This window comes from Emticicia agri, from assembly GCF_004168285.1.
Taxonomy (GTDB): domain Bacteria; phylum Bacteroidota; class Bacteroidia; order Cytophagales; family Spirosomataceae; genus Emticicia; species Emticicia agri.
The window spans coordinates 168,350-191,317 of the sequence record NZ_SEWF01000002.1 but is presented as its reverse complement, the minus strand read 5'-3'; the positions used below and the strand labels follow the sequence as shown (position 1 = coordinate 191,317).

20 protein-coding genes and 1 pseudogene are annotated in these 22,968 nt (G+C 38.1%); 7 read left to right on the top strand and 14 right to left on the bottom strand.

Annotated elements, in window-relative coordinates; all coding sequences use genetic code 11:
• Positions 1 to 150: 150 nt before the first annotated feature.
• A complete protein-coding gene (locus EWM59_RS01910) occupies positions 151 to 1,494 on the bottom strand; it encodes a flavin monoamine oxidase family protein (RefSeq protein ID WP_130019251.1) in 1,344 nt (447 codons plus the stop codon).
• Between the two features lie 129 nt (positions 1,495 to 1,623).
• Between EWM59_RS01910 and EWM59_RS01905 the strand changes: the two genes are divergently transcribed.
• Complete coding sequence (locus tag EWM59_RS01905; RefSeq protein ID WP_130019250.1) at positions 1,624 to 2,721, top strand: T9SS type A sorting domain-containing protein; 1,098 nt, start codon at positions 1,624 to 1,626, stop codon at positions 2,719 to 2,721.
• Between the two features lie 207 nt (positions 2,722 to 2,928).
• On the opposite strand, the gene EWM59_RS01900 is transcribed toward EWM59_RS01905, so the two are convergent.
• The gene (locus EWM59_RS01900; RefSeq protein WP_130019249.1) at positions 2,929 to 3,990 is read right to left on the bottom strand and encodes a serine hydrolase domain-containing protein; all 1,062 of its coding nucleotides are present in this window, start codon (positions 3,988 to 3,990) and stop codon (positions 2,929 to 2,931) included.
• Positions 3,991 to 4,449: 459 nt separating this feature from the next.
• Between EWM59_RS01900 and fusA the strand changes: the two genes are divergently transcribed.
• Complete coding sequence (gene fusA / locus EWM59_RS01895; RefSeq protein ID WP_130019248.1) at positions 4,450 to 6,537, top strand: elongation factor G; 2,088 nt, start codon at positions 4,450 to 4,452, stop codon at positions 6,535 to 6,537.
• Between the two features lie 84 nt (positions 6,538 to 6,621).
• Here fusA and EWM59_RS01890 read toward each other — a convergent pair whose 3' ends face one another.
• The 3 genes from EWM59_RS01890 to EWM59_RS01880 all read right to left on the bottom strand — a co-directional run bounded on the left by EWM59_RS01890 (position 6,622) and on the right by EWM59_RS01880 (position 9,836).
• Positions 6,622 to 7,467: a UbiA family prenyltransferase gene (locus EWM59_RS01890; RefSeq protein WP_130019247.1), complete on the bottom strand. Its 846-nt coding sequence runs from the start codon at positions 7,465 to 7,467 to the stop codon at positions 6,622 to 6,624.
• 160 nt (positions 7,468 to 7,627) lie between these two features.
• Complete coding sequence (locus EWM59_RS01885; RefSeq protein ID WP_130019246.1) at positions 7,628 to 8,863, bottom strand: hypothetical protein; 1,236 nt, start codon at positions 8,861 to 8,863, stop codon at positions 7,628 to 7,630.
• Between the two features lie 7 nt (positions 8,864 to 8,870).
• The gene (locus EWM59_RS01880; protein WP_130019245.1) at positions 8,871 to 9,836 is read right to left on the bottom strand and encodes a right-handed parallel beta-helix repeat-containing protein; all 966 of its coding nucleotides are present in this window, start codon (positions 9,834 to 9,836) and stop codon (positions 8,871 to 8,873) included.
• Between the two features lie 311 nt (positions 9,837 to 10,147).
• On the opposite strand from EWM59_RS01880, the gene EWM59_RS01875 reads away from it, so the two are divergent.
• The 3 genes from EWM59_RS01875 (at position 10,148) to EWM59_RS01865 (ending at position 14,145) form a co-directional block, all read left to right on the top strand.
• Positions 10,148 to 11,875 (top strand): tetratricopeptide repeat-containing sensor histidine kinase, encoded by a 1,728-nt coding sequence (locus EWM59_RS01875; RefSeq protein ID WP_130019244.1) that lies wholly within the window; start codon positions 10,148 to 10,150, stop codon positions 11,873 to 11,875.
• Entirely contained in the window at positions 11,872 to 12,654 is a 783-nt protein-coding gene (locus EWM59_RS01870; RefSeq protein WP_130019243.1) for a response regulator, read from the top strand. Before EWM59_RS01875 ends, EWM59_RS01870 begins: the two co-directional genes overlap by 4 nt.
• Before the next feature lie 174 nt (positions 12,655 to 12,828).
• Entirely contained in the window at positions 12,829 to 14,145 is a 1,317-nt protein-coding gene (locus EWM59_RS01865; protein ID WP_130019242.1) for a glucoamylase family protein, read from the top strand.
• Between the two features lie 76 nt (positions 14,146 to 14,221).
• Here EWM59_RS01865 and EWM59_RS01860 read toward each other — a convergent pair whose 3' ends face one another.
• The 6 genes and pseudogenes from EWM59_RS01860 to EWM59_RS01835 all read right to left on the bottom strand — a co-directional run bounded on the left by EWM59_RS01860 (position 14,222) and on the right by EWM59_RS01835 (position 17,800).
• Positions 14,222 to 14,644: an ester cyclase gene (locus tag EWM59_RS01860; protein ID WP_130019241.1), complete on the bottom strand. Its 423-nt coding sequence runs from the start codon at positions 14,642 to 14,644 to the stop codon at positions 14,222 to 14,224.
• A 79-nt stretch (positions 14,645 to 14,723) separates the two neighbouring features.
• Complete coding sequence (locus EWM59_RS28750; protein WP_374755933.1) at positions 14,724 to 15,002, bottom strand: helix-turn-helix domain-containing protein; 279 nt, start codon at positions 15,000 to 15,002, stop codon at positions 14,724 to 14,726.
• A gap of 147 nt (positions 15,003 to 15,149) precedes the next feature.
• Positions 15,150 to 15,502: pseudogene (locus EWM59_RS01850) on the bottom strand (hypothetical protein); the annotation flags it as partial.
• A 116-nt stretch (positions 15,503 to 15,618) separates the two neighbouring features.
• Entirely contained in the window at positions 15,619 to 16,149 is a 531-nt protein-coding gene (locus EWM59_RS01845; RefSeq protein ID WP_130019238.1) for an NADPH-dependent FMN reductase, read from the bottom strand.
• A gap of 5 nt (positions 16,150 to 16,154) precedes the next feature.
• On the bottom strand, positions 16,155 to 16,457 hold the full coding sequence (locus tag EWM59_RS01840; protein ID WP_130019237.1) for a DUF1330 domain-containing protein: 303 nt from the start codon (positions 16,455 to 16,457) through the stop codon (positions 16,155 to 16,157).
• Between the two features lie 44 nt (positions 16,458 to 16,501).
• A complete protein-coding gene (locus EWM59_RS01835; protein WP_130019236.1) occupies positions 16,502 to 17,800 on the bottom strand; it encodes a hypothetical protein in 1,299 nt (432 codons plus the stop codon).
• A 156-nt stretch (positions 17,801 to 17,956) separates the two neighbouring features.
• On the opposite strand from EWM59_RS01835, the gene EWM59_RS01830 reads away from it, so the two are divergent.
• The gene (locus tag EWM59_RS01830; protein WP_130019235.1) at positions 17,957 to 18,598 is read left to right on the top strand and encodes a hypothetical protein; all 642 of its coding nucleotides are present in this window, start codon (positions 17,957 to 17,959) and stop codon (positions 18,596 to 18,598) included.
• 94 nt (positions 18,599 to 18,692) lie between these two features.
• On the opposite strand, the gene EWM59_RS01825 is transcribed toward EWM59_RS01830, so the two are convergent.
• The 3 genes from EWM59_RS01825 to EWM59_RS01815 form a co-directional block, all read right to left on the bottom strand.
• Positions 18,693 to 20,018 carry a fibronectin type III domain-containing protein gene (locus EWM59_RS01825; RefSeq protein ID WP_130019234.1) on the bottom strand — a complete coding sequence of 442 codons (1,326 nt, stop codon included), beginning with the start codon at positions 20,016 to 20,018 and terminating at the stop codon, positions 18,693 to 18,695.
• Positions 20,019 to 20,201: 183 nt separating this feature from the next.
• The gene (locus tag EWM59_RS01820) at positions 20,202 to 20,495 is read right to left on the bottom strand and encodes a LytTR family DNA-binding domain-containing protein (protein ID WP_130019233.1); all 294 of its coding nucleotides are present in this window, start codon (positions 20,493 to 20,495) and stop codon (positions 20,202 to 20,204) included.
• A 385-nt stretch (positions 20,496 to 20,880) separates the two neighbouring features.
• The gene (locus tag EWM59_RS01815; protein WP_130019232.1) at positions 20,881 to 21,225 is read right to left on the bottom strand and encodes a four-helix bundle copper-binding protein; all 345 of its coding nucleotides are present in this window, start codon (positions 21,223 to 21,225) and stop codon (positions 20,881 to 20,883) included.
• A 523-nt stretch (positions 21,226 to 21,748) separates the two neighbouring features.
• Here EWM59_RS01815 and EWM59_RS01810 point away from each other — a divergent pair.
• Complete coding sequence (locus tag EWM59_RS01810; protein WP_130019231.1) at positions 21,749 to 22,930, top strand: hypothetical protein; 1,182 nt, start codon at positions 21,749 to 21,751, stop codon at positions 22,928 to 22,930.
• Positions 22,931 to 22,968 lie beyond the last annotated feature (38 nt).

Below are 22,968 nucleotides of genomic sequence, written 5' to 3'. Positions count from 1 at the left end.
GAGGGAAGAAAGCAATTAGTAATAGGCTGATAAACATATAGTGAAAAAATGTAAGACAAATGATAGGTCTTCGATTGTAGTGACTAAACATTTCTATTTTTACAAAACCTTGATGCAAATACGTATCAAGGTTTTTGATTTTAAGAGCTATCAAGTATTTATTACTTCCCTCGCCACTCTTTCACCCGAAAGAACAGCACCTTCCATGTAGCCATTCCAGACCTCAGAAGTTTCAGTACCTGCCCAATGAATATTCCCTACAGGTTCACGAAGTGCCTTGCCTACTGTTGTCCATACGCCCGGCGGCATCAATCCGGCATAGCAGCCACGGGTAAACTCTTCTTCTACCCAGCTATGGTCGAGGTATTGAACAGGATTACGTGCCTTTTCTCCATAAAATTTAGCAAACGTATCTAAAGCAGAGGCTTTGCGTACTTCCGGCGAAAGTTGGGCAAACGCCTTGGCCTGACTCCCTAATACAAACCCCATCATAATACCTTTGCTTCCGTCTTTAGGCGAATTATCGAAAGTAACCGTTACATAGCCATTATTAGTGGCCGATAGCCCGTTTAATCCGGCTTCACGCCAGAATGGTTTGTCGTAAATGGCATAGGTTTTCCAGACCGTACCCATTGGCATACGCTGAGTGAGTTGTTCCCGGTTAGCAGGCATGAGTGGTGAGTAATGGATACGGCCTGCAAGTGTTGGGGGCAATGCTACAATTACTTTTTTAGCCGTCAGTTCAAACCCATCACCCTTTACAGTTACCTGATTGTCTTGCTGACTGATGGTCTGCACAATACTATTCAGTCGGATATATTCTTTAAAAGTTTCGGCTAATCTTAAAGCAGGTTGAGAAGCCCCACCTACTAATCTTTCTTCCTGCGCTCCGTTTTTTACATTCATCAACATATCTAAATCCACACATGATTTGGTATAGAACAAGGCATGCAACATCGAAATTTCGTTAGGGTCTGCTGCCCAGATAGCTTCTGCCGCTAATTTGAACATGACCTTCGCCGTTTTAAACGACATTTGTTTATCCATCCAGCTTGCCAACGTCATCGAATCATAGTAAGCAGCAGCAGGCGTATTCCAGGGATCCTGTAAATCAACTGTTTTAGAGAGTTTATTCAGCCGTTTAATGGCCATATCCAGACTCAATAAAGAAGGTATTGGCAAAGGCGGAATAATACCTTTATAATGCTTTAGTTTATTGTTATAAAGCAAAGTGCTTTTTCCCTCATCATAAGTCCTGAAAGTCTGTACCCCAAACTCTTTAGCTAAGGCATACATCCTGTCTTGGGTGGGTCCTACCCATGCCGCTCCTAAATCTACGTAAGTACCATCTTCAAAATATTGTGTATGCACCCGCCCTCCTACCCTGTTTCGGGCTTCTAACAGAATTACTTTTTTACCTGCTTTGAGTAGTTCACGGGTAGCGGTGAGTCCGGCATAGCCAGCTCCGACAATGATGGTATCGTAGATTTGCATAGAGGTTGAAGATTGAGGACTTGACCCGAATTTGAGTATTTTATTCTTTTCTGCAAAAAAATCAGGAATCTTTTATGGAAAAAATTCAATTACTGCATCAATAGGGCAAAAACCTAATTTTTTGTACCTATGAAACAATCTTTCCAACTAAATACCGAGAATCCCTGTCAAGAACAATGGGAGTCTTTTAAGCCCACAACCACCGGAGGTTTCTGTGGTTCTTGCCAGAAAAATGTAATAGATTTCAGTAAAATGTCTGAAAGCCAGTTAGTGGCCTTTTTCAAAGACCGTCTGAACTCCGCTCAAAATCTTTGTGGTCGTTTCAGAGAAGATCAGTTAAGGAAAAACTATGTCATTGAGGAATGGTTTCCGACATGGAACATACAAAATGATCAGGTGCAGTATGAGATTCCGGTAGCTGTTATTACCCAACAGAAACAAGCCATCAGTTTACCCCTGATTCGGCACATGAAAGTAGTTCGCAATATGGCTGCCGCAGTATTGACTTTACTTTATATTGAAGAAGGAATCGGGCAAAAAAGGGTATTATCGGGGCAGGTAATAGATGCAGAAGGGAAAGAAGCATTACAGGGGGTCTCGATTAGTGTTAAAGGCACAAAAAGGGGTACTGTAACAGACAGCATAGGTAATTACAGAATTTCAGTATCTGATAACGACACGCTGATTTTCAGTTTTATTGGCTATGAATTTGAGACAAGAAAAATATCAGGTGAAACAAAATTTATAAAAACAGAATTGACCCCAGCAGTGATGGGATTTTCAGAAATTGTAGTGGCAGGCTATGCCTCTACACGCAAAACAATGGGAACTGGAGGTGTTTCTCTGTACTGCGACTTTGAGAAGCCTCAACCTCTCAAAAAATACGCAAGTAAAATAACTGTTCATGGCAATGCTGTACAAAATGGAGAATTGATATTAGTGGCTGAATTAGTGGCTTCAAAGGATTCAACCGGAAATTCTTTTGAGCGTACCAATGACGAAAAATGGTTCAGCCAAAATGGATTTCAACAGATAACAAGTGTTCAACTATATGATTATTCAGGCAGGGTTTTTCAGGAAAGATTTACTAAGCTCAATGACGGGATGATAAGTATTGATGTAAAAGACCTTCCGCCAGGAGCTTATGTTGCCCGTGTTGTTTATAAAAACGAAAGAAGCCTGACCGAACAGGAAATTTCAACCACAAGAGTACTGATTGAGAGATAATAAGACTGTGATAAAGAGGTTTGTTCTTAACGCATGGCATAAGGCAGTAGATTACTTTATGCCAGATTTCACACAACTTTAATTTTTAAAATAACTACTGAAATACTGCTGTGGCTAAAAATGTGGTTTATAGTTTTGATAAGCTGATTAAAAAGAGTGGGGAGGTTGTCTTCCCACTTCTTTTGTCAAGTAAAGAGCCTTCACCACTTATCTCTTCTTTACAAACGGCAATATATTTTTGATTAAGATTTCGAAAGGCAACTTTGATTTCCATGAACCAAAACTATTGCCCGTAAACGCTACGACCAAGTCCAGGTCTGGAATAATCATAAAATATTGTCCACCGTTTCCTGAAGAAAAAACCACATGATAACTGAATTGTTCAGTAACCATTTTTTCATTATACCAATAATACCCATAGTAAGTGGGTTGGGGAGAAACATTTTTTGTTTTTGAAATCTGCACATTCGAAAAGTCTTCAATTTTAGTAATTGGCTTTGTTGATTCCTCAATCCATTTCTTCGAGATAATTGGCTTATTGTACCACATTCCTTTTTTTAAAACTAATTGTCCGATTTTTTCCATGTCAATGGGTTTCATATAAAAAGAGCCTGCCGTCATGAAGTGGCCAACAGGGTCTTTTGTCCATCGGTAATTTGTTATGCCTAAAGGCTTAAACAAAAAAGTGGCGGCAAATGTAGCCAGGGGCATTTTGGTTGCCGATTCAATAATGCCACCAATTACCATTGGGGCCGATGAATTGTAATCCCAGTGAGTGCCGGGTTTATGAGCCATAGGTAGGTCTAACGAAAATTTAAGCCAGTCTTTGCTTTGTTCCATCTCATCTTCACAATCTTTGGTGCTATTCCATTCTTCACAGTCAAAGCCGCCTTTCATTTCCAGCAAATCTTTTATGGTCATGTCCAATTTGTTGTGTTCTAAATTTTTGAATGAACGATATTGCGGGAAAAATGAATACACTTTTTCGTTGACATTTTTGATATACCCTTTATCAATAGCAATACCCATCAGCAGACTAGTAATAGACTTGAATGCAGAACGGACATCGTGTACAGAATTTTCTGTTAGCCCATTAAAATAATGTTGATAAATGATTTTATTATGCTGAGAAATAACAATGCCGTCGATGTTAGGATACTTACCTTTCTCAATCTCCCGCATGGCTGTATCCGGAAATATACTTTTGTTTTGTGAAAACGCTGTAAACGCAATAGTAATGGCAAAGAAAATAGGCAATAGATTTCTCATAAGTTGGGTTGTGTTCGTTTTTCAGATGGTTTGTGTTAGCGGCTTCATAAAGGTTTGTATATAATCACTATACGTTTATAAGAATCAAATATTACTACTGGAGGAGCAAAAAATTTAAGTAGAAATTTTGATAAAATTGAGTTGAAAAGTTGGGAGAGCATTTCCTATACTTTTTTGTATTTCACAGATATAGAATATATTCAGGCATACGATGAGTAAAATAATAAAACTCTACAAATTTTGACAATTTGAAAAATTATAATATATAAACCAAAATAAAGGGTTTCTCTATACCTCTAAGATTTATACATAAAAACTTAAACGTTTTTGATTATATCAAAAAGTCTTCGTAATTTTGCACCCCGAAATGGAATCCTAAATTTAGCTTGGATAAAAGTTTCTAAACAAAATTGTCTGATTATCAGACCCTTAAAAACATTTTGATAAAAATATAAAAAAATGGCACGCGATTTAAAATTTACAAGAAACATCGGTATTGCTGCCCACATTGACGCAGGTAAAACAACTACCACTGAGCGTATCCTTTATTATGCTGGCGTGAGCCACAAAATCGGTGAGGTACACGATGGAGCTGCTACGATGGACTGGATGGAACAAGAGCAGGAAAGAGGTATCACCATCACTTCAGCTGCAACTACTGTAGGCTGGAATTACAGAGACCAAAAATATCACATCAATATCATTGATACCCCTGGTCACGTTGACTTTACCGTTGAGGTAAACCGTTCATTACGTGTATTAGACGGGTTAGTATTCTTATTTAGTGCGGTTGATGGTGTTGAGCCACAATCAGAAACTAACTGGCGTTTGGCTAACAACTATAACGTAGCTCGTTTGGGCTTCGTTAATAAAATGGACCGTTCAGGTGCCGACTTCCTTAACGTATGTAAACAAGTGAAGGAAATGTTGGGTAGCTATGCCGTACCTCTTCAATTACCCATCGGTGCTGAAGATAATTTCAAAGGTGTAGTTGACCTGGTTAACTTCCGTGGTATCGTTTGGAACGAGCAAGATAAAGGTATGACTTTCACTGAAGTACCAATTCCTGACGATATGATGGATGAGGCTACCGAATACCGTGAAAAATTATTAGAAGCAGTAGCTGAGTTTGACGATACTTTGATGGAGAAATACTTCGAAGATCCGAATTCAATTACTGAAGATGAAATTCTGGCAGCACTTCGTCAGGCGGTTATCAGCATGAAAATCGTTCCGATGCTTTGCGGTTCTTCATTCAAAAATAAAGGTGTACAAACCATGCTTGACTACGTGATGGCATTGTTACCTTCACCTTTAGATAAAGAAGCCATTAAAGGTACAGACCCTAACACAGGTGCAGAAGTAGTACGTAAACCTTCGGAAAGCGATCCATTTGCTGCCCTTGCGTTTAAAATTGCTACTGACCCTTACGTAGGCCGTTTGTGTTTCATCCGTGCTTATTCTGGTGGTCTGGATGCCGGTTCTTATGTATTGAACAACCGTTCTGGCAACAAAGAGCGTATCTCTCGTATCTTCCAGATGCACGCCAACAAACAAAACTCTATTGAGCGTTTAGGTGCCGGTGATATTGGTGCGGTAGTAGGTTTCAAAGACATCAAAACAGGTGATACCCTTTCTGATGAGAAAAACCCTATCGTGCTTGAATCAATGGTATTCCCTGATCCGGTTATCGGGTATGCGATTGAACCTAAGAAAACAGCTGATCAGGATAACTTCTCTAAAGCAATCACTAAATTGATTGAAGAAGACCCAACTTTACAAGTTGAATCAAACGAAGAAACAGGTCAGACTATCATCCGTGGTATGGGTGAGCTTCACCTTGAAATTATCATCGACCGTATGCGTCGTGAGTTCAAAGTAGAAGTAAACCAGGGTGCACCACAGGTAGCTTACAAAGAAACTATCACTAAATCTATCGAACACCGTGAGGTTTACAAGAAACAATCGGGTGGTCGTGGTAAATTTGCTGATATCGTATTCGAAATCGGACCACGTGAAGATGGTAAACAAGGTTTAGAATTCGTTAATAATATTGTAGGTGGTATCATTCCAAAAGAGTTTATCCCTTCAGTACAAAAAGGATTCGAGCAAGCGATGGTAAATGGCCCGTTAGCCGGTTTCCCGGTTGACTCAATGAAAGTTCGTTTGTTCCACGGTTCTTACCATGATGTGGATTCTGACTCACTTTCTTTTGAAATGGCAGGTCGTTTAGGTTTCAAAGAAGCTGCTCGCCAGGCTGGTCCTAAATTATTAGAACCAATCATGGCAGTAGAGGTTGTTACTCCTGACGAATATACAGGACCTATCACTGGTGACTTAAACCGTCGTCGTGGTATGATGAAAGGCATGGATACAAAAGCTGGTTCGCAAGTAATCAAAGCTGATGTACCTCTTTCTGAATTATTCGGTTATGTAACTGATCTTCGTACGATGTCATCAGGTCGTGCCACTGCAAACTTGACGTTCTCTCACTATGAGATTGTTCCTCAAAACATTGCAGACGGTGTAATTGCAAAATCGAAATAATAAGATTTAGCTTATTAGTCTATATAAAAAGCACCTGCTTCGGTTTCGAGGTAGGTGTTTTTGTTTTTGAGAATTGCTATCAACTCATCTCATATACAACCAGATATAAAACCCATTCAAACAAAAAGAAGCTAAGAGATTTAACCACATCACATGGCGAAAATCAGCTTGTCCACTATCTTTTAATACCTGTAAAAACCACCAACTGAAATAAGCCAGGGTTGGTAGATTAAACAAGAGCAATACGATAAAGTCTGATTCAGGAAAATAAAGGAAGAACAAGCTGAATGCTACAGTAAAAACCACAGCCGTAAAAACAAAAGTACCTCTGATACCCAGCAGCATACTCATGGTTTGGTCTCCTCGCTTACGGTCTTCCTCATGCTGATAGACCTGTGTGATAGGATAAATTGCCCATAACATCAATGTGCTGATAATGGCAGGCAATAAATGCGGCTGTAGAAGTTCATCATTATTACTCACAGCTAATATAATAGTATAATAAGTAAATGCCCCTTGAAACAAGCCCACAATAAACCAACTGACAACAGCATATTTTTTCAAACGTACTTTATCATCGCTATACGCTTTTGATACCATGCTATAAATAAAAATCAATAAGGCAAAAAGTGGGTTCACCAACAGAAAGCCTAAAATAATGGCAATGGTATCAATTATCCAGGCCACCCAGAAGAGTTTATCATCTACCGCAGGAGGTTTTTCCAAACCGCCAATGCTTCCCTCATCTTTATCAAAATAACTATTATAGGCGTTACTGGCTGTATAAATAAGTAGATGCAGAATAACAAACACCCATATAGCCTTGGTTTTGTCAACGATACTTGCCTGACTGATGGCAAACCAGTAAACAGGCATCAGAAAAAAAGAAAACGGAATACGCAGGTGTAAGAGAATATCTTTAGCGGTCATAAGCTTATCTTTTTCGTAAAGATATTCATTTCTCTCAGGGAATTGCAGATTTTGGGGGAATTATTGGCGTATCACCTGATATGAGTTACATTAAAACAGCTATAAAACCAAATCAGTGCACTCAAAGTATTCTGAATGCACTGATAAACTATAAATAACATTAATTTACTTTTAAAATAGCTCCCGCTTTTACATCCAATACCGCCCCCGAGCCACTGTCTATTGTTTTACATTGACCTGTCTGACCTAAATTGATTGTAATTTTATGCGCAGATTTTATATAAACATCTTCTGTCGGTAAAGGGATACGCCCACAAGCCCAGGTACTTAAATCATTCCAACTGCCTGACTGAGCCGTGAATAATTTTACGCCATTATTACATGTTATACTAAATGTTGTTGCACGAGGTGCCGACCATTGTCCATAGGAATCTAAAGCACGAACATAAAATACATGATTCCCTACAGGCAAAGCACCAATATCCAGATTAGACATTGATGTAATATCTTTCCCCGGATTTGGCGTATAGGTAAGGTTAATACCATTGCCCTGACCGGGGTCAGCATCAATATAATATTCTAACTTTACAATCTGTCCCCCTGTTTGTCCACCGGGATTAACTGTAGGCGACCATACCACAAATGGCTGAACATGAGTATTTGACCATCCTGCCACACCCGTTCTGGCTCTTACACCTAATAAATAATAACCGGGAGCCAGATTACTTGGAACTGTAATGGGTATTATAACTGCTTCATTGGTAAGGGTTACATCTACATTGGTACCTGCACCAAAGCCCGGGTCATTCCCCCAGAAATACTCTATGCGGGTAATCTGATTCTGGGAACCAGAAGCAGTATTTACACTTGGGAAAACAATAACTGGCCTACATTCAGTAACAGACCATCCTCCTGCTCCAGTTCCTACCCTAACACCCATCAGATGAAAGCCGGGCGTAATCCCATTAGCTGAAAAAGTAGGTGTAGCCGTGTCATTACCATTGTTGACAAAAGCTACCCTAGTAGCCAAACCAACCCCCGGGTCATTATCAAAAAAGTATTCTACGTTTGTAATGACTGAACCATCGCCTGTACTTGTAGCTCCTCCGTTGATAATCATGGGTACGCTCGCCGCAACCGACCAGCGATTTAATAAAGCATTTGACCCCGAGGGAGTTCCGGCTCTGACACATAAAAAATGAAAGCCAGGTGTAAGATTGGCAGGAACTGTAATATTAGCGTTAAAAGTAATATTATTCCCATTAGGGTAGCCCGTTATAGCAGTGCCATTGCCTGCTCCAGGGTCTGTAGTGAAAAAATATTCAAAATTACTGAAATTTTGTCCCGAACATATCCTACTACAAATCAACAAAAATATGATTGCGCTTTTTTTCATAGACCTGTCAGTTTTGAACTTTGGCTTTTATTTGCACCTGAAAAGTCTGCCCTGCGGCTGCACCCGATGGTGCTGAAAGCTGATAAATATTAGGCCCAACCGGAAAACCTTGTAATACATAAGGATCGCTTCCACCAAAAGCTCCACAATCAGTACCATCGCTACCTGCTCCTTTGGCAGGAGAAGTATTTAATAGCATATAACGACTCTCATTAGTATAGCCATTATTGCTTGGATAACCCACAAAAACAGTACTCCAATCTGTTATTTTTTTATTTGATGCATCAGTGGTTGCAAAATGCCCGTCTGTTATAACATTGTTTGTAAAATTGGAATTAGTTCCAATATTTCCAGTATCCGTTGTTACAACAATATTATTAATAAAAAATACTTGATAGCTGGAAGAATAAGGTTGATATCCTAAATCATCTATAATCGTATTATTAATGATTTGCCCTGTATTATAATATGAACTGATACCTATATAACCAACAACAATATTATTACCAATATAAGCATTAGAAGTACTCTCAGAAAAAGCAATATAACTTTGGACAAAATTTTGTTTTATAGTTACTCCTGCTACATAAACACCCCCTATTGTAGGATTGAATCCAATGGATATGATATTAGCAAGGTTGCGTTGAATAGTTACACCACTGGCTCCTATATTAAGGTTTTGACTAATGCTCATACCTGTTACAATAGAATTTTCCGAACCACTTGCTAAATTAAGGTTAAGAATCGTCGCTGTGCCTAAGTTTTTAAAATACCCCGGCCCTATTAATGCTACTCTTTTACTAACCGTAATATCTCCGTATCCACCGGGTTCAATTAAAAAGGCTGTTCCGGCAACGGCATTGTCTATGGCTGTCTGCAAATTTGTGCCTGCTGTGATTCTTACTACTGCCTGAGAAAAAGCAGCAGTTGAAATAAGCATCATACAAATAAGAAAGTAAAGATTTTTTTTCATGGGATACATGATTAAGGGTGTTTTTAAATGAAAGTAGTAATTGAGACTATTTTGAAGCTATGCTATAAAGCCTCAGCAAAAATGTTTTGAATGCAACTTCAAAAGAAAGTATTTGCTGAAATCTTAAATCTACTTACTGCTCAACACCGGAAAAATGTAAACAAAAACCCTATTATAGCTGACGAAAACTGACTAACAAAAACAACGTATATACCGATAAAAAAAAATACAGAGTTTTAACTTTTAAAGTCATGAATTTTACCAAAATTTGTTAATTCCGTCATAGTACTCACAACATTTGCCTGATTTAAATGCGCTTAAAACTCTACCTGTATTTTTTATTTACATTCATTGTTTTATCGTTTCATAGTCTTTTTTTAAAGGCGCAGGAAAATATTAAAAAATCTCAGTTGCCGGGAGCAAATGATTATATCAGACTTGAAAAAACTAAAAAAGAATATGAGGAAACTATTTTAAAAGGAGATTCCTTAGAGGTAGCTGATGTTTGTTATAGATTGGGGAAAAGATACCTTAGCATAGGAGATTTCTATACTGCCGAAAAATGGTTTACAAGGTCGCTACGAATTTTAGAACCTTTAGGCTATTCTGAAAGTCTTGGAAAAGTATATGGTTTCATGGCTCATTTTTTTATACAAAATAAACAATACGATGAGGCCATGCAAGTTATTCAGAAGTCAGCAATCAATTTTCGTAACGTTGGTGCTTACGAACGCCTCATGGGTTCTTATACTATGTTAGCAGGTATTCATATTTGGGGAAGTGAAGCAAAGCTAAAACAGCCTCAGAAGTATAGTAAATTTTCTTTAGATAGTGCTATATATTATCGTAAACAAGCTGATAAGATAGGTAAGAAAATCAATTATCATGGTAATGTAATTTATAATAGGAACCGTGTTCATTTGCAAAATGACTATACTTCCACTATCAAGTATCATAAAAAAATACATAGCGTTTTTATTAAACAAAAATCTTCTCATAACTTATTTGTTAACTCTACATCTTTGGGAGAAATCTATTTATCTATACGTAATTTTAATGAAGCTAAAAAATGGATAGATATAGCCTCTTATATAGTTGATACTGCTAATCTTGGGAGCTATGAATATAAAATTACACTATTTAAATTATACTTAGAGCTAAATAAGAAAACTCATAACTATAAAGAAGCCCTTAAATATTATGAACAATACCATGAACTGAATCTTTTCTCCTTAAATGCCGACCGTGATGGAGCGGTTTCCCGCCTTAAAATAGAATATGATACCCAAAAGAAAGAGGCGCAACTCAAAGAGCATGAGAAATTCACTAAAATCGCTATAGCAATTGGAATTTTTACTTTGTTTACAAGCATCATCTTCTTCTGGTTTTTCAGAAAATACAGAACCCTCAGCAACCAAAATGCAGCTTTGGTCTCTGAGCAAAACCATCGGGTGAAAAATAACCTGCAACAGGTTATCAATCTGCTTAGTCTTCAATCATCTCGTATAGACGACGAAACCGCTAAAAAAGCACTTTTGGAAGCTTTACTCAGGATTGAAGCTGTTTCTATTGTGCATCATCGGCTTTATGATGGTGCCCGCCTCATTGAAATTGATCTCCCTGCTTTTATTTCTGAATTAGTAAAAGGAGTTTTGAGAAGTTATGACTACCATGATGTCTCTGTAAATTACGAGATAGATAGTAGCTGGCTACATGTTGAGCAGGCTTTACCCATGGGACTCATTATCAATGAGTTAGTTACCAACGCCTGTAAATATGCTTTCCCGAATGAACTCAATCCTCAGTTAACCATTCAGTGTTATGAAAAAGATAAGCAGATACTACTTCGGGTTACTGATAATGGCCCGGGATTTGAACACGCTGGCGAGAAAAAGACCTTTGGTCTGAAACTGATTCAGCTATTTGCTGAAAAATTAAAGGGCAAGGCCGATTTTGAAAAAGGCGGTACTTCCTTTTCTTTAAGTTTCCAGAAACAAAGCAGTAGAACAACAAAAAACATGACCTACCATAACGCATGAATCAGATATTACGCATTATGATTGTGGAAGACGACCCACTTACCCAGTTTACGATTGAGGAAAATCTCACGAAGGCAGGATTTGTAGTGTGTGGCAAGGCACATGATTATTCATCGGCTATTCAGGTAATGAAAAAAGAACTCCCTGACCTCGCATTAATTGATATTGACTTTGGAGGCAGCCAACCGGACGGCATTGAAACAGCTAAAGAATTGCTGCGGATCAAATCGATACCTTTTATTTATCTGACAGCCTTTACAGAATCTGAAACTTTTAAAAAGGCAAAAAAAACAAATCCATTAGCCTATCTTCATAAACCATTCAGACCCAGTGAATTGACGATGCAGATTGAGTTGGCGATACATAACTTTTATCAGGGGAATATGCCCGAAATAGTTTCTATGCCCGACCATATTTATGTACCCGATGGCCAAAACAAATTAGTGCGTATCAATTACAAGAATATTTTCTATATCAATGCTGATAAGGTTTATACCGAATTTTTTCTGACTCAGGAAGAGTTTCAACGCATTTACCCTGATAAAAAATATCATGTCCAGAACCCCAATGTTTTTACTGTTGGATTCGGTCATTTGCTCACTTTTCTGCCTGATAATTTCTTCAAACTCTCTCGCTCCTTGGCTATTAATTTAGAACATCTCAATAAGATTGAAAACAACCAAATATTTGTTGGGCCCCACGAATTACCCTTGATTGAAGGCGGGCGTAAGCTATTGATAGAACGATTAAATGTAATTCGCTCCAGAAAAAAGAAGTAGATGAGCAATCAGCTCTGACAGTATAAACCGCTGATTTTTGTTTAAAAAATGACAATTGTACAAATATTGCTTTGAGAACTAAGCGGATATTTTCTTGCTTCCTACGCTCAAAATTTGTTTTTTTAACCCTGTTTTTAAAACCGGCGTGTGTTTTACTTTCAACCTTGATTATGTATGAAAACTAAAATTCTCATTTTCTGCTTATGGTGCGTGTCTTTTATGGTTTATGGGCAGAAAAGCAACAAAACTACTGAAAAACTCTCTGATGAGGCCTTGTTAGACCTCGTACAAAAACAAACCTTACGTTATTTCTGGGATTTCGGACACCCAACCAGCGGACTTGCCCGTGAGCGCAGCAATACCAATTTTGGTTATGGACACGAAACCTGTACCATTGGCGGCACCGGATTTGGTGTAATGGCTATTATTGCAGGCGTAGAACGTGGCTGGATAAAACGGGAAGAAGGTGCCGAAAGAATCAGGAAAATTGTCAATTTCCTTTTCAAAGCACAGAGTTATCATGGTGCCTTTGCTCACTGGATGGACGGCGAAACAGGCAAAACCATTCCGTTTGGGAGAAAAGACGATGGAGCCGATTTAGTAGAAACCGCTTATCTTTTGCAGGGTCTTCTGTGTGCCCGACAATACTTTACCAAAGATACTAACACCGAAAGAGACATACGTCAGAAAACCACCTGGCTATGGGACGAATTAGAATTTGACTGGTTTACCAGAGAGTCGGTCAACCAGTTGTACTGGCATTGGAGCCCCAATAATGGCTGGGCGATGAATTTTGAACTGCGTGGCTGGAACGAAACCCTCATTACCTATATTTTAGGAGCATCCTCTAAGCGTTATCCTATCACACGTGAACACTATATTAAATGCTGGGCGCAAAGCGACCACTTTAAAAACGGCAAAGAGTTTTATGGCGTAAAACTCCCTTTAGGTTTTGATTATGGTGGGCCTTTGTTCTTTTCTCAATATTCTTTTCTGGGTCTTGACCCTCGGGGTTTAAAAGACCAATATGCCGACTACTGGCAACAGAATCTGAATCATACATTGATTAACTATAAGCACTGCGTGGCTAATCCGAATAAGTTTAAAGGATATGGCGCTAATTGCTGGGGATTAACAGCCAGCGATAACCATGAGGGCTATAACGCCCATGCACCCGACAACGATTTAGGGGTTATTACCCCTACTGCCGCTTTATCGGCATTTCCTTATACACCTAAAGAATCAATGGCGGCTTTGCGCTATTTCTATGAAGAGAAAGGTGATAAACTATGGGGAGAATATGGTTTTAAAGACGCCATGAATGAATCGAAAAACTGGGTTGCGGAATCTTACCTCGCTATTGACCAGGGGCCAATTGTGGTAATGATTGAGAATCACAGAAGCGGTTTATTCTGGAAATTGTTTATGGGTATCCCTGAGATTCAAGAGGGGCTTAAAAAATTAGGGTTTGAAAGCCCACAGATTAAGTAATCTATAATTTATACCTCCTCTGAAAAGGTCTTAAACATGAGCCATCCTGCATTCTGAAGTGGCTCATGTTTATCTTTTACTCAACCTGCTCAATCTGGTCTATTATTTCCGAAAAATTGCTTGCACCCCAATGCTCCGCATACTTTCCATTTCGTAGCCTGATAATGTCAATGATATTAATTGCTACTGTTTTACCTGAAGCCGCAATCCCCATGATTTCTCCGGTGTGGGTTGCCTTGATTTGCTTACGGGTAGTTACTAAATCTCTTTCTGCCACCTGTTCCAATATTTCAACCTTCAGGTCAGGGAAACCCGTTCTTAAAATATTCTGTAAAAAATAAATCATGCTTTCAGGGCCGTTAGGTGTCCCTGCAGGGGCCGAATGATTAATAACATTATCAGCTACTAATTCCTTGAAAGTTTCCATGTTTCCTTGTTCAATAAATTCTTTATTGAAACGTAGAACAACGGCTTTGTTTTGTTCAATTATTGATTGCATATTCTCTGATTATTAAATGTGCTGCAAAATTATAGCACACACATTCAGAGTTTTAAGGCTGTTAGTTCATAAAACGTTCTTAAGCGTTCAATAACTGTGTCTGATATTCTTTAGGTGTTTTGCCAAAGGTGTGTTTAAAAGATTGCGAGAAACTTGAGTGATTTTCATACCCTACCTGATAAAATACTTCACTGGTGCGTATATGATAATTTTTGAGTAAATGAGCGGCTTTTTCCATCCGACGTTGTAATATCCATTTATTAGGCGGCATACCATATAGTTTCATAAAACGTCGTTTAAAGGTTGATAAACTGGTATTACATAAAAAAGCTAATTCTTCCAGAGTCAGGTTATTCATCAGATTAATTTCTACTATCTTTTTCAGGGCTATATCGTCAAAATTAGTTTTGCGTTCAGGCTGAAAAGACAGGATAATCTGCGGGTATTTTTCCAGAAGATACAACATCAGTTCTTCAAATTTCAAGAGTTTCATAGCTTCTGAAACCGGCCTCTGATTTTTCAGCATCAGTTTCAGCGAATCTATATAATGATATACAAAATCATCTTTTACCAAAGAAATATAAGGCGAATGGCTGAGTTGCGCAGTGGGTTGATTAATTTGGCATATTTTACATAAAATTCGGTAAGTACCTCATCATTAAAAAAGATTAAGATACTTCTGAAAACTGCCTGTTTCGATAAATCCATTGAGGCAAGGCAATTACCTGAAGACAGAAAATGAAATTCATTTTCGTATATGTTCACTAATTTTTCAGCAAAATGTATTGTTTTCTCTCCACTGATTACAAGACTTATAGCATTTCTGTGTAAAATACTTCTCCCTTTAAAAGTACCCATTTTTGCTTCATAGTCATACATGATAATAGGGTCTGATAAGAATGATTTATCAGAGAAAATATCATCAGGAAGATTATAAACATCTGCTTGTTTGCTCATGCGTAAGAGAATTAAGTTCAGGAAATATATGCTACAAACGCTTCCGAAAACTGCTTTACCTGATGCAAGGTTTCTGCATGGACGATTTCACCCTCATTATTAACCTTTCCTTTAATACCGCTAATCAGTAACAAAGTATCTTCCGTAAAATCTACCCCTAAAGTTCGCATAATTAATTGCAACTGCTCATGCCCTTTTTCACCTGATGCCGACGCTGTAATAATACCCAGAGGTTTATCAGTAAATACCACTGTTGAAACTGTCCACTCTAAAGCATTCTTCAAACTTCCCGGAATACTGAAAACATATTCGGGCGTACAAATGATTACCCCGTCAGCTTCGGCAATTTGTTGTCTGAAATCTGTTACCACAGGTGCTACCTCTGCATTATCTAAGTCAGGATTAAAATGTGGCTGGTCTGCTATCTGATTAAAAATAGTGAGGTCGATGTGCTCTTGCATGACTTCTCCTATCTTTTTCAATAGCCGCTCATTACTTGAGTGGGCTTTGGTGCTTCCTAAGATACCCAATACTTTCTTTTTCGCCATGTCCATTACATCTTATCTCCCTTTACCAAAAGCATTGACTGAACTGATTCATTTTTCAGGTGAATAAATTTCAAACGCCCATCATCTTTCATATAAGCCTGTAAATCACTTTCTGACTCAAAGGTTACAAAATGTATTTCATAAGGTTTTTCACCTTCTGCTACTATATAAGCGGAGTCGTCAGGTCTTACTCTATAAAGTAATTTGCCGTTGAATTTCTCTATTAAGGGCAAAACATGGTCTTCAAACTCATGAAAAACGGCTTCTTTGCCTTCTTTTACAAAAATTAGTTGGGTAATGTAAATCATCTTATAAACTTAATTTGAATTGGTTGATATACACTATTATAAATTTACTTCATCACAAACTCATGCTTCCCTCCTGCGCCTTCAATCCATGTGTCTTTTACAGCACCTGTACCTTCAAAGCGATACTGTAAACCCACAATTCCGGTTGAGTTATGGTCAAATGTGAGCGTATGCGCTTTCTTATCATTCACAAAAAAGGTCATTTGCTTGTTACGGGTTTCAACTCTTAGTTTCGTCCACTGGTTTAAATCACAACCAAAGCCTGATAAATCGGCATCCGCACTTGTTAAAACCGTGCCACAGGCAACTAAATTAATATTACCTACACAGGCTTTGGCACATAGGGGTATAATAATAATATCATCTTTACACTGAATCAGCACCTGTACTTTCTGGCAGGCACCTGTGCCATCTGAAAAATCATTTTTCAGGAATGTTTCAAACGTAAAATTATCGTTCATTAACTCGCCTAAATCAGTCTGGTTAAAAAACCTGATTTTAGGTGCTTCGGGCTGGAGCGATAGGTTATACTTTTTCAGCAAGTCTCTGTCTATGCTTATTTCATCTCCTTTCAGTACCTCCGGTTTAGCAAAATACAAGGGCATCTGGGCTTCTTTCTTTGACTCTACCAAAGCCAGCCAGTTAGCGGTTTTAATCTGTAAATCATGCTCTTTTACTATCTGCTTATTTACTATCAGCTTTGTTCTGAAAAAACCCGGGTAATAATAAATAGCCGAATGGTTATGTGCATTTCTATCTACTTTTTTCCTGCGCTTCATATCCCATGTCTGTACAATAAATACCGAATCGTTGATATTGGTAGCCGTAGCATCATAGGTAAAAATCACCGAATTGGGCACGCCTTCAGTCACAATTTTATTAGCTTTAAAAGCAAATTTAGAACTATCTAATAGTGGTTCTTCTTTCTGTACCATAAAAGCAATCAGACTGATAATAGCCAGTGTACTGATAATACCATAAATAAAATACCTCCGTTGGTTTTTAGTAACCACAACAGGTTCAGGCGCAATCACAGGTGATACCGGAGCATCGGAGACTGTTGGTTGCGGCACAATACTCTTGGTAAATCCTCTCCAGTTGGTAAACCCGATAAACTGGGCTAATGTATTGAGTGTAGTCAAAGACGGAGAACTGTGGTAGCTGGCTTTGCCGAATATTCTTTTAAGAGTAGAAACACTTATCTGTACGTTTGTCTCGGCAAATATCTGTTCGTTCAGCCTTTCAAAATCGTAATTCAGCCACAAGGCACTACTCCCCCAGTTCAGCTTGTCTTCAATGGCTTTTTTGCATTTTTCTATATTTTCTGCTTCTGAATACTCCATGTAATGATTCAAAATTTAGGTTTGCACAAACATGAACCTGTTTTGGTACATCTTTGGTCAAGTATTAGCTTTTTCTTTCCTACAAATTTGCCAAAAAAAATCAATCTAATGCAATTCCTGGCAACACATTATTCTCACATGAATTCCTCAATAACTATGAAAAAAATATTAATACTCCTGCTCCTTACTGTAGTAAGTAATGCTTTTGGTCAAAGCAAACCACAAAAAATAGACCTGAAAGAGGGTGCCAGGTGGTCGGTATATAATCGGCTCATGCCTGTGTGGAAAGATACCATTGTGCTTGGCAAAAACGATTCAGATGGCATGATGGTATTCAACGATTTTCAGATGAACAATGGTAGTATTGAATGTAATTTGAAAGGACAGAATATTTTACAGCAGAGTTTTATCGGTATTGCATTTAATATTCAGGATGATAAAACCTACGAGCATATTTACTTCCGCCCGTTTAACTTTATGAATCCGGATACTGCCCGTCGGAAACGGGCTGTACAGTATGGCAGTCTGCCTGCTCATCCCTGGTCTAAACTACGTGAGGATTCGCCGGGCAAATACGAAAATAAAGTAAATCCCGTACCCGACCCTGATGGTTGGTTTCATGTCAGAATCGTCATTGAAAAACCTCTGATAAAAGCATTTGTTAATGAGGCCAAAGAACCTTGTCTGGTGGTAGAAAGTCTGGCAGCCAATTCAGCAGGTAAAATCGGGTTATGGACAGGACCAATGACGCTTGGTACGTTCACAAATCTGATTGTTACGCCTGCTGAAAAAAAATAAGAGGATAGCTTAAATGATAGGTATTGATAGCAGTCAATACACCCTAACTGACTGCTATCAAAGAAATTTAGATGTGATAGCTGAAACCAGACATCTAATACTCACAAACCTCATACCTCACCCATTTGTCTTTTTCCCAACCGGAAGCCGGAATTCGAGCGTAATCATTAATACAGATGGTAGAAATTCTGTTTTTATAGCATAACAGATAGACTAATTTAAGATTCTGACTAATGTTTAAGTTCTCTAACCGATTAGCCGAACAATTCAGGTAAAATAGGTCTTTGTTTTTGCCTACTCCTAAATAAGTAAGGTTATTCGCCTGACAATACAGATGCAAAAGTTTAGCATTTTTGCTTACATCCAGGCTTTCTAAACGATTGTTGAAACATTGCAGATGAACCAGTTCGGCATTGCGGCTTATATCTAATGTTGATAGCGTATTAGACTGACAAAAGAGCGAATAAAGCATCGTATTCTTACTTATGTCCAGATTAGTCAGTACATTATCCGAACAGTACAGGTATTGTAGCAATTCATTTCTGCTGAGGTCTAATTTCCATATATTATTAAACGAACAGGATAGTTCTGTTAACTTTCTGTTCTGACTCATATCTATAATAGTCAGTTTATTAAAAGAAGCACTTAGTGTTTCAAGGTCGGGATTGTTATCTGTAATCAATGACGTTAAAGTATTAGAGAAACACCAGAGTTTTTTCAGAGCCTTGTTGCTTAAAATATTTAAACTATTTAAGTTGTTCATCTGGCAGTATAATTCTTCTAATGCCACACAGTCTCTTATCTCCAATTCATTAATTTCATTACTATGGCAGTCGAGGTATTTTAATTGGGTATTGTAATTCAGATAAAGCTGTGTCAGACGATTCCCCTGACAATCAAGAAAGCTTAGGTTTGAGAAAGCACTAATGCCTACGAGGTTATTAATTCCTTTACCCGCTATAATCAGTTCCGTTACACGCAATGCCGCACTTCTTGCCAGCAGTCCATCTTTCTTGTCATCTATTTTCTGTCTGATTAGCTCGTTTTCAAAAGCCGAATCAGGAATAGCTACATGGCTTGAGGCTGTTTGAATAATAAATTTTACTGTTGTCTGGCCTCCCTTTCCATCTTCGGCGGTAATGCTCCCTTCAATATCACTGCCAAAGGGTAGATTATTTAATACGTATTGGGTTTCTTTAATACCCTTTATATTCTTTCCCCGATAAGCTACGGTATAGCTTATTTCATCATTATGAGGGTCTTGTGCAGGTGTCCATCTTAAAAAAACAGTTTTCCCGTCACTTTGTAAAAAAGTGCCTACTTCAAAACTGCCGGGAGCATGATTAGGAACCAAATCCTGTTCCTGCCCACAGGCACCTGTCATAAATGCGATGATTAACAGGTAAAAAATATATCTCATCAGTCATTGATTTTATGCTTCTGACTGACCTTTAATTGTTGAAGTTGGACGCCACACGTATATAACTCCCTAATAGTTATTTTACGGCAAAGTTTTTCTCAACCAGCAAAGTTTGGTGATTGGTTTCTCAATACTTGAAAGTAAACAAGCAAGCAATGCTTAATTGAAGAGGCAATAAAAATTTTAAACTACCAAGCGCTCAATCAGTTCACGACGGCGACGAGGTACGTCAATTACTATTCCGTTTTTAAGATGCAAATTGGCATTTGAAGAGTCATAATACTGAATACAATCCCGATTAATGAGATAACTTCTGTTTACTCTCAGAAAATTTTCCTGCTCGAAAAAGTTTTCGTACTTTTTTAAATTAAATCCTGAAATCAGCGTCCGGCCACAGCTTAAGAAAATCTGGGTATAATTGATGTCGGCCTGAAGGAAGAGAATTTGCTCCAAAGGAATGTTAGCAATTAGTTTCATACGCTAATTCGTAGACACGAGTTTTCAGCAAAAACTGTTTCTACTGATGAAGTTTTATATTTTATTTTCCTGACTTAAGTTCTTACTAACGGTGAGCAGAAGAGAGATATTGTTTTTTCTTGACAAATTGCTTTCAAGCGGAAGTAATACGAAAAGGAGAAGCAAAAAATAATGAATGCCTTACAACTTTAAGAATAAGTCATTCATTATTTTGCAGTTTGACGGTTTTTGCCATTAGATAAACAATTATCAGTACGAATTTGACCCAACCTGTGTACTGTAATTGAAGATTAATAACTAATCTTAATCATTAGACGGGTTTGATAAGTCAAGGTAACAAGTCTTTAATTTTTTTTATTGAAAAGAGCAAGCTAACCACTCAATTTTATACCACAGATACCATTTCTTCACAAGCGGCTGCACATTTACGGCAAGCCTCTGCACAAACTCTGCAATGTTCCATACCCATACTGGCATGTTTTTCGCACTCTTTTGCACAAGCATTACAAACTTCAATACAACTCGTGCAATGATAATAACTATACTCGCTTCCCAAGCTCATGAGGTCAGCGGCTGAACGACAAATAACCGCACACTCTAAATCAAGCTGAATACAGTGTGCCAAGTCTTTCACCTGAGCTTCTTTGAGACATTCTGTAGCGCAGTGGCTACAGGCAATTGCGCAGGAGATACATTCGTCTATGCAATGTTGAAATCTTTGATGTGCCATAACATTATCTTTTTTACATAATTACAAAAAAGATATGCCATGACAATGAAAGCAGTTTCTGTGTGATTTTTTACCCCAAAAAAAGGGCTTGCATTAAAAACACAGAAGTTTTCCAATCAGGAACAAATCATTAATGAAAACATCTTTTTAACACAAAAAGCCCTTATTTAAAGGGTTTTTTATCCTAAAATGTCTATTAACTTCGTTTTGCATGAACTTTTATTGGTTTTTACGAAGAAAATTTGTAAAATTTGTTGTCGATCTAGGGCATGTAGATTGACAAGCAAAAGTTATATTAAACTCAGAAAATCGTAGGATTTTATCTTACGATTTTTTTATATCTGTATATACGAAGGTTCTTTAAAGTTGGATTTAAAATATTTATATTTTTTTAAAAAAATTTTCAGGCCCATTAAAACTCCCAGATTTAGCAGTTTCTTTCTCAAAAATCACGGCAAACCGTGATTGCCCATTCCATAGGCATTATCTACATTTATGAGTTCATCAGACACAATTTTTAGCTATGAGATATTTCTTTATTTTTCTACTTCTGACAGGCAGTAAAACTTTTGCCCAATCTACCACACTTTTGCCCAACGCCACCAAAATAGGCAATGTTTCGGCTTTAAGTACTTGCAATTCATCAGTCAGAGGCACACAAGTGTTCAACACGACCAATGGAAAAATGTATTTCTGCAATGGTACTGCATGGGTAGATATGACAGGTGGTGGCGGTGGAGGCAGTTTCTCTTTGCCTTATAGTGGAAGTGGTAGCTCTACTTCTCCCACAAGTCTGTTTGCGTTAACTAATAATGGCTCAGGGCGTACGATGGATATAAAAAATACAAGCACCGGATGGGCATTAAATGTTGAAAGTGTAAACAACAGGGCAATAAATGCAATTAGTGAAGGCTCTTATGGCGTTTACGGAAAAAGTAATACTAACATGGGAGTTGCCGGAATCAGTTCATCAGGTGTTGGTATCTATGGTTATTCTGATACCGGTTTTTCTGGAGTTTTTCAGACCAGAGCCAATGTTGGCACCAGATTGTCAATCGGTCAGCTTACGTATGCACAAACCATTGCCCGGCTACACATTAAAGCTGATGGCAATGGCGGCTGGGGACAACATCTCAGAATGGAGAACGGGAATGATACAGGTTATGGAGAAATCTTACACGATACAGATGGCATGAAGTTCAGGAATTTTCAGGCGAATGAAAGTTTCATTTTCAGAAATTCGGCTAACAGCAATGTATTCAGTATCAATAGTAGCGGTAATATTTATGCAGACGGTAATGCCTTTATTTCAGGTGGTGCTGGCGTAAACGGTACTTTAAGTGTAGGCGGTAACTCATTCCTATATGGAAATGCCGATATTTCAGGCGAACTGACGGTAGATGCGCATACCATTGTGTTGAATAATACCGCCTCTCCTTTTATTATTTTACACGAAACCGAGGGCTACTCATTCTCTTTAGCTGCAAACGCAAGTATCATAAGTACACTTTCCTACGAGGCTTTTTCAGGCATACCCACGGTATCAGTTGCACAGGTAGAGAACGGCACGGGTGGTTGGGATAAAATCCTGACTATTCCTTATAATGTTACTGCTACTTCTTGTAGTATCAGGTTTACCAATGTAAGCAGCAGTGCAATTAGTGTATCAGGTACCTGGCATTTTACTGTTATTGGCCCTAAATAAACCCCTATTTGTATTATTCTAATAAATATCGAAATAGT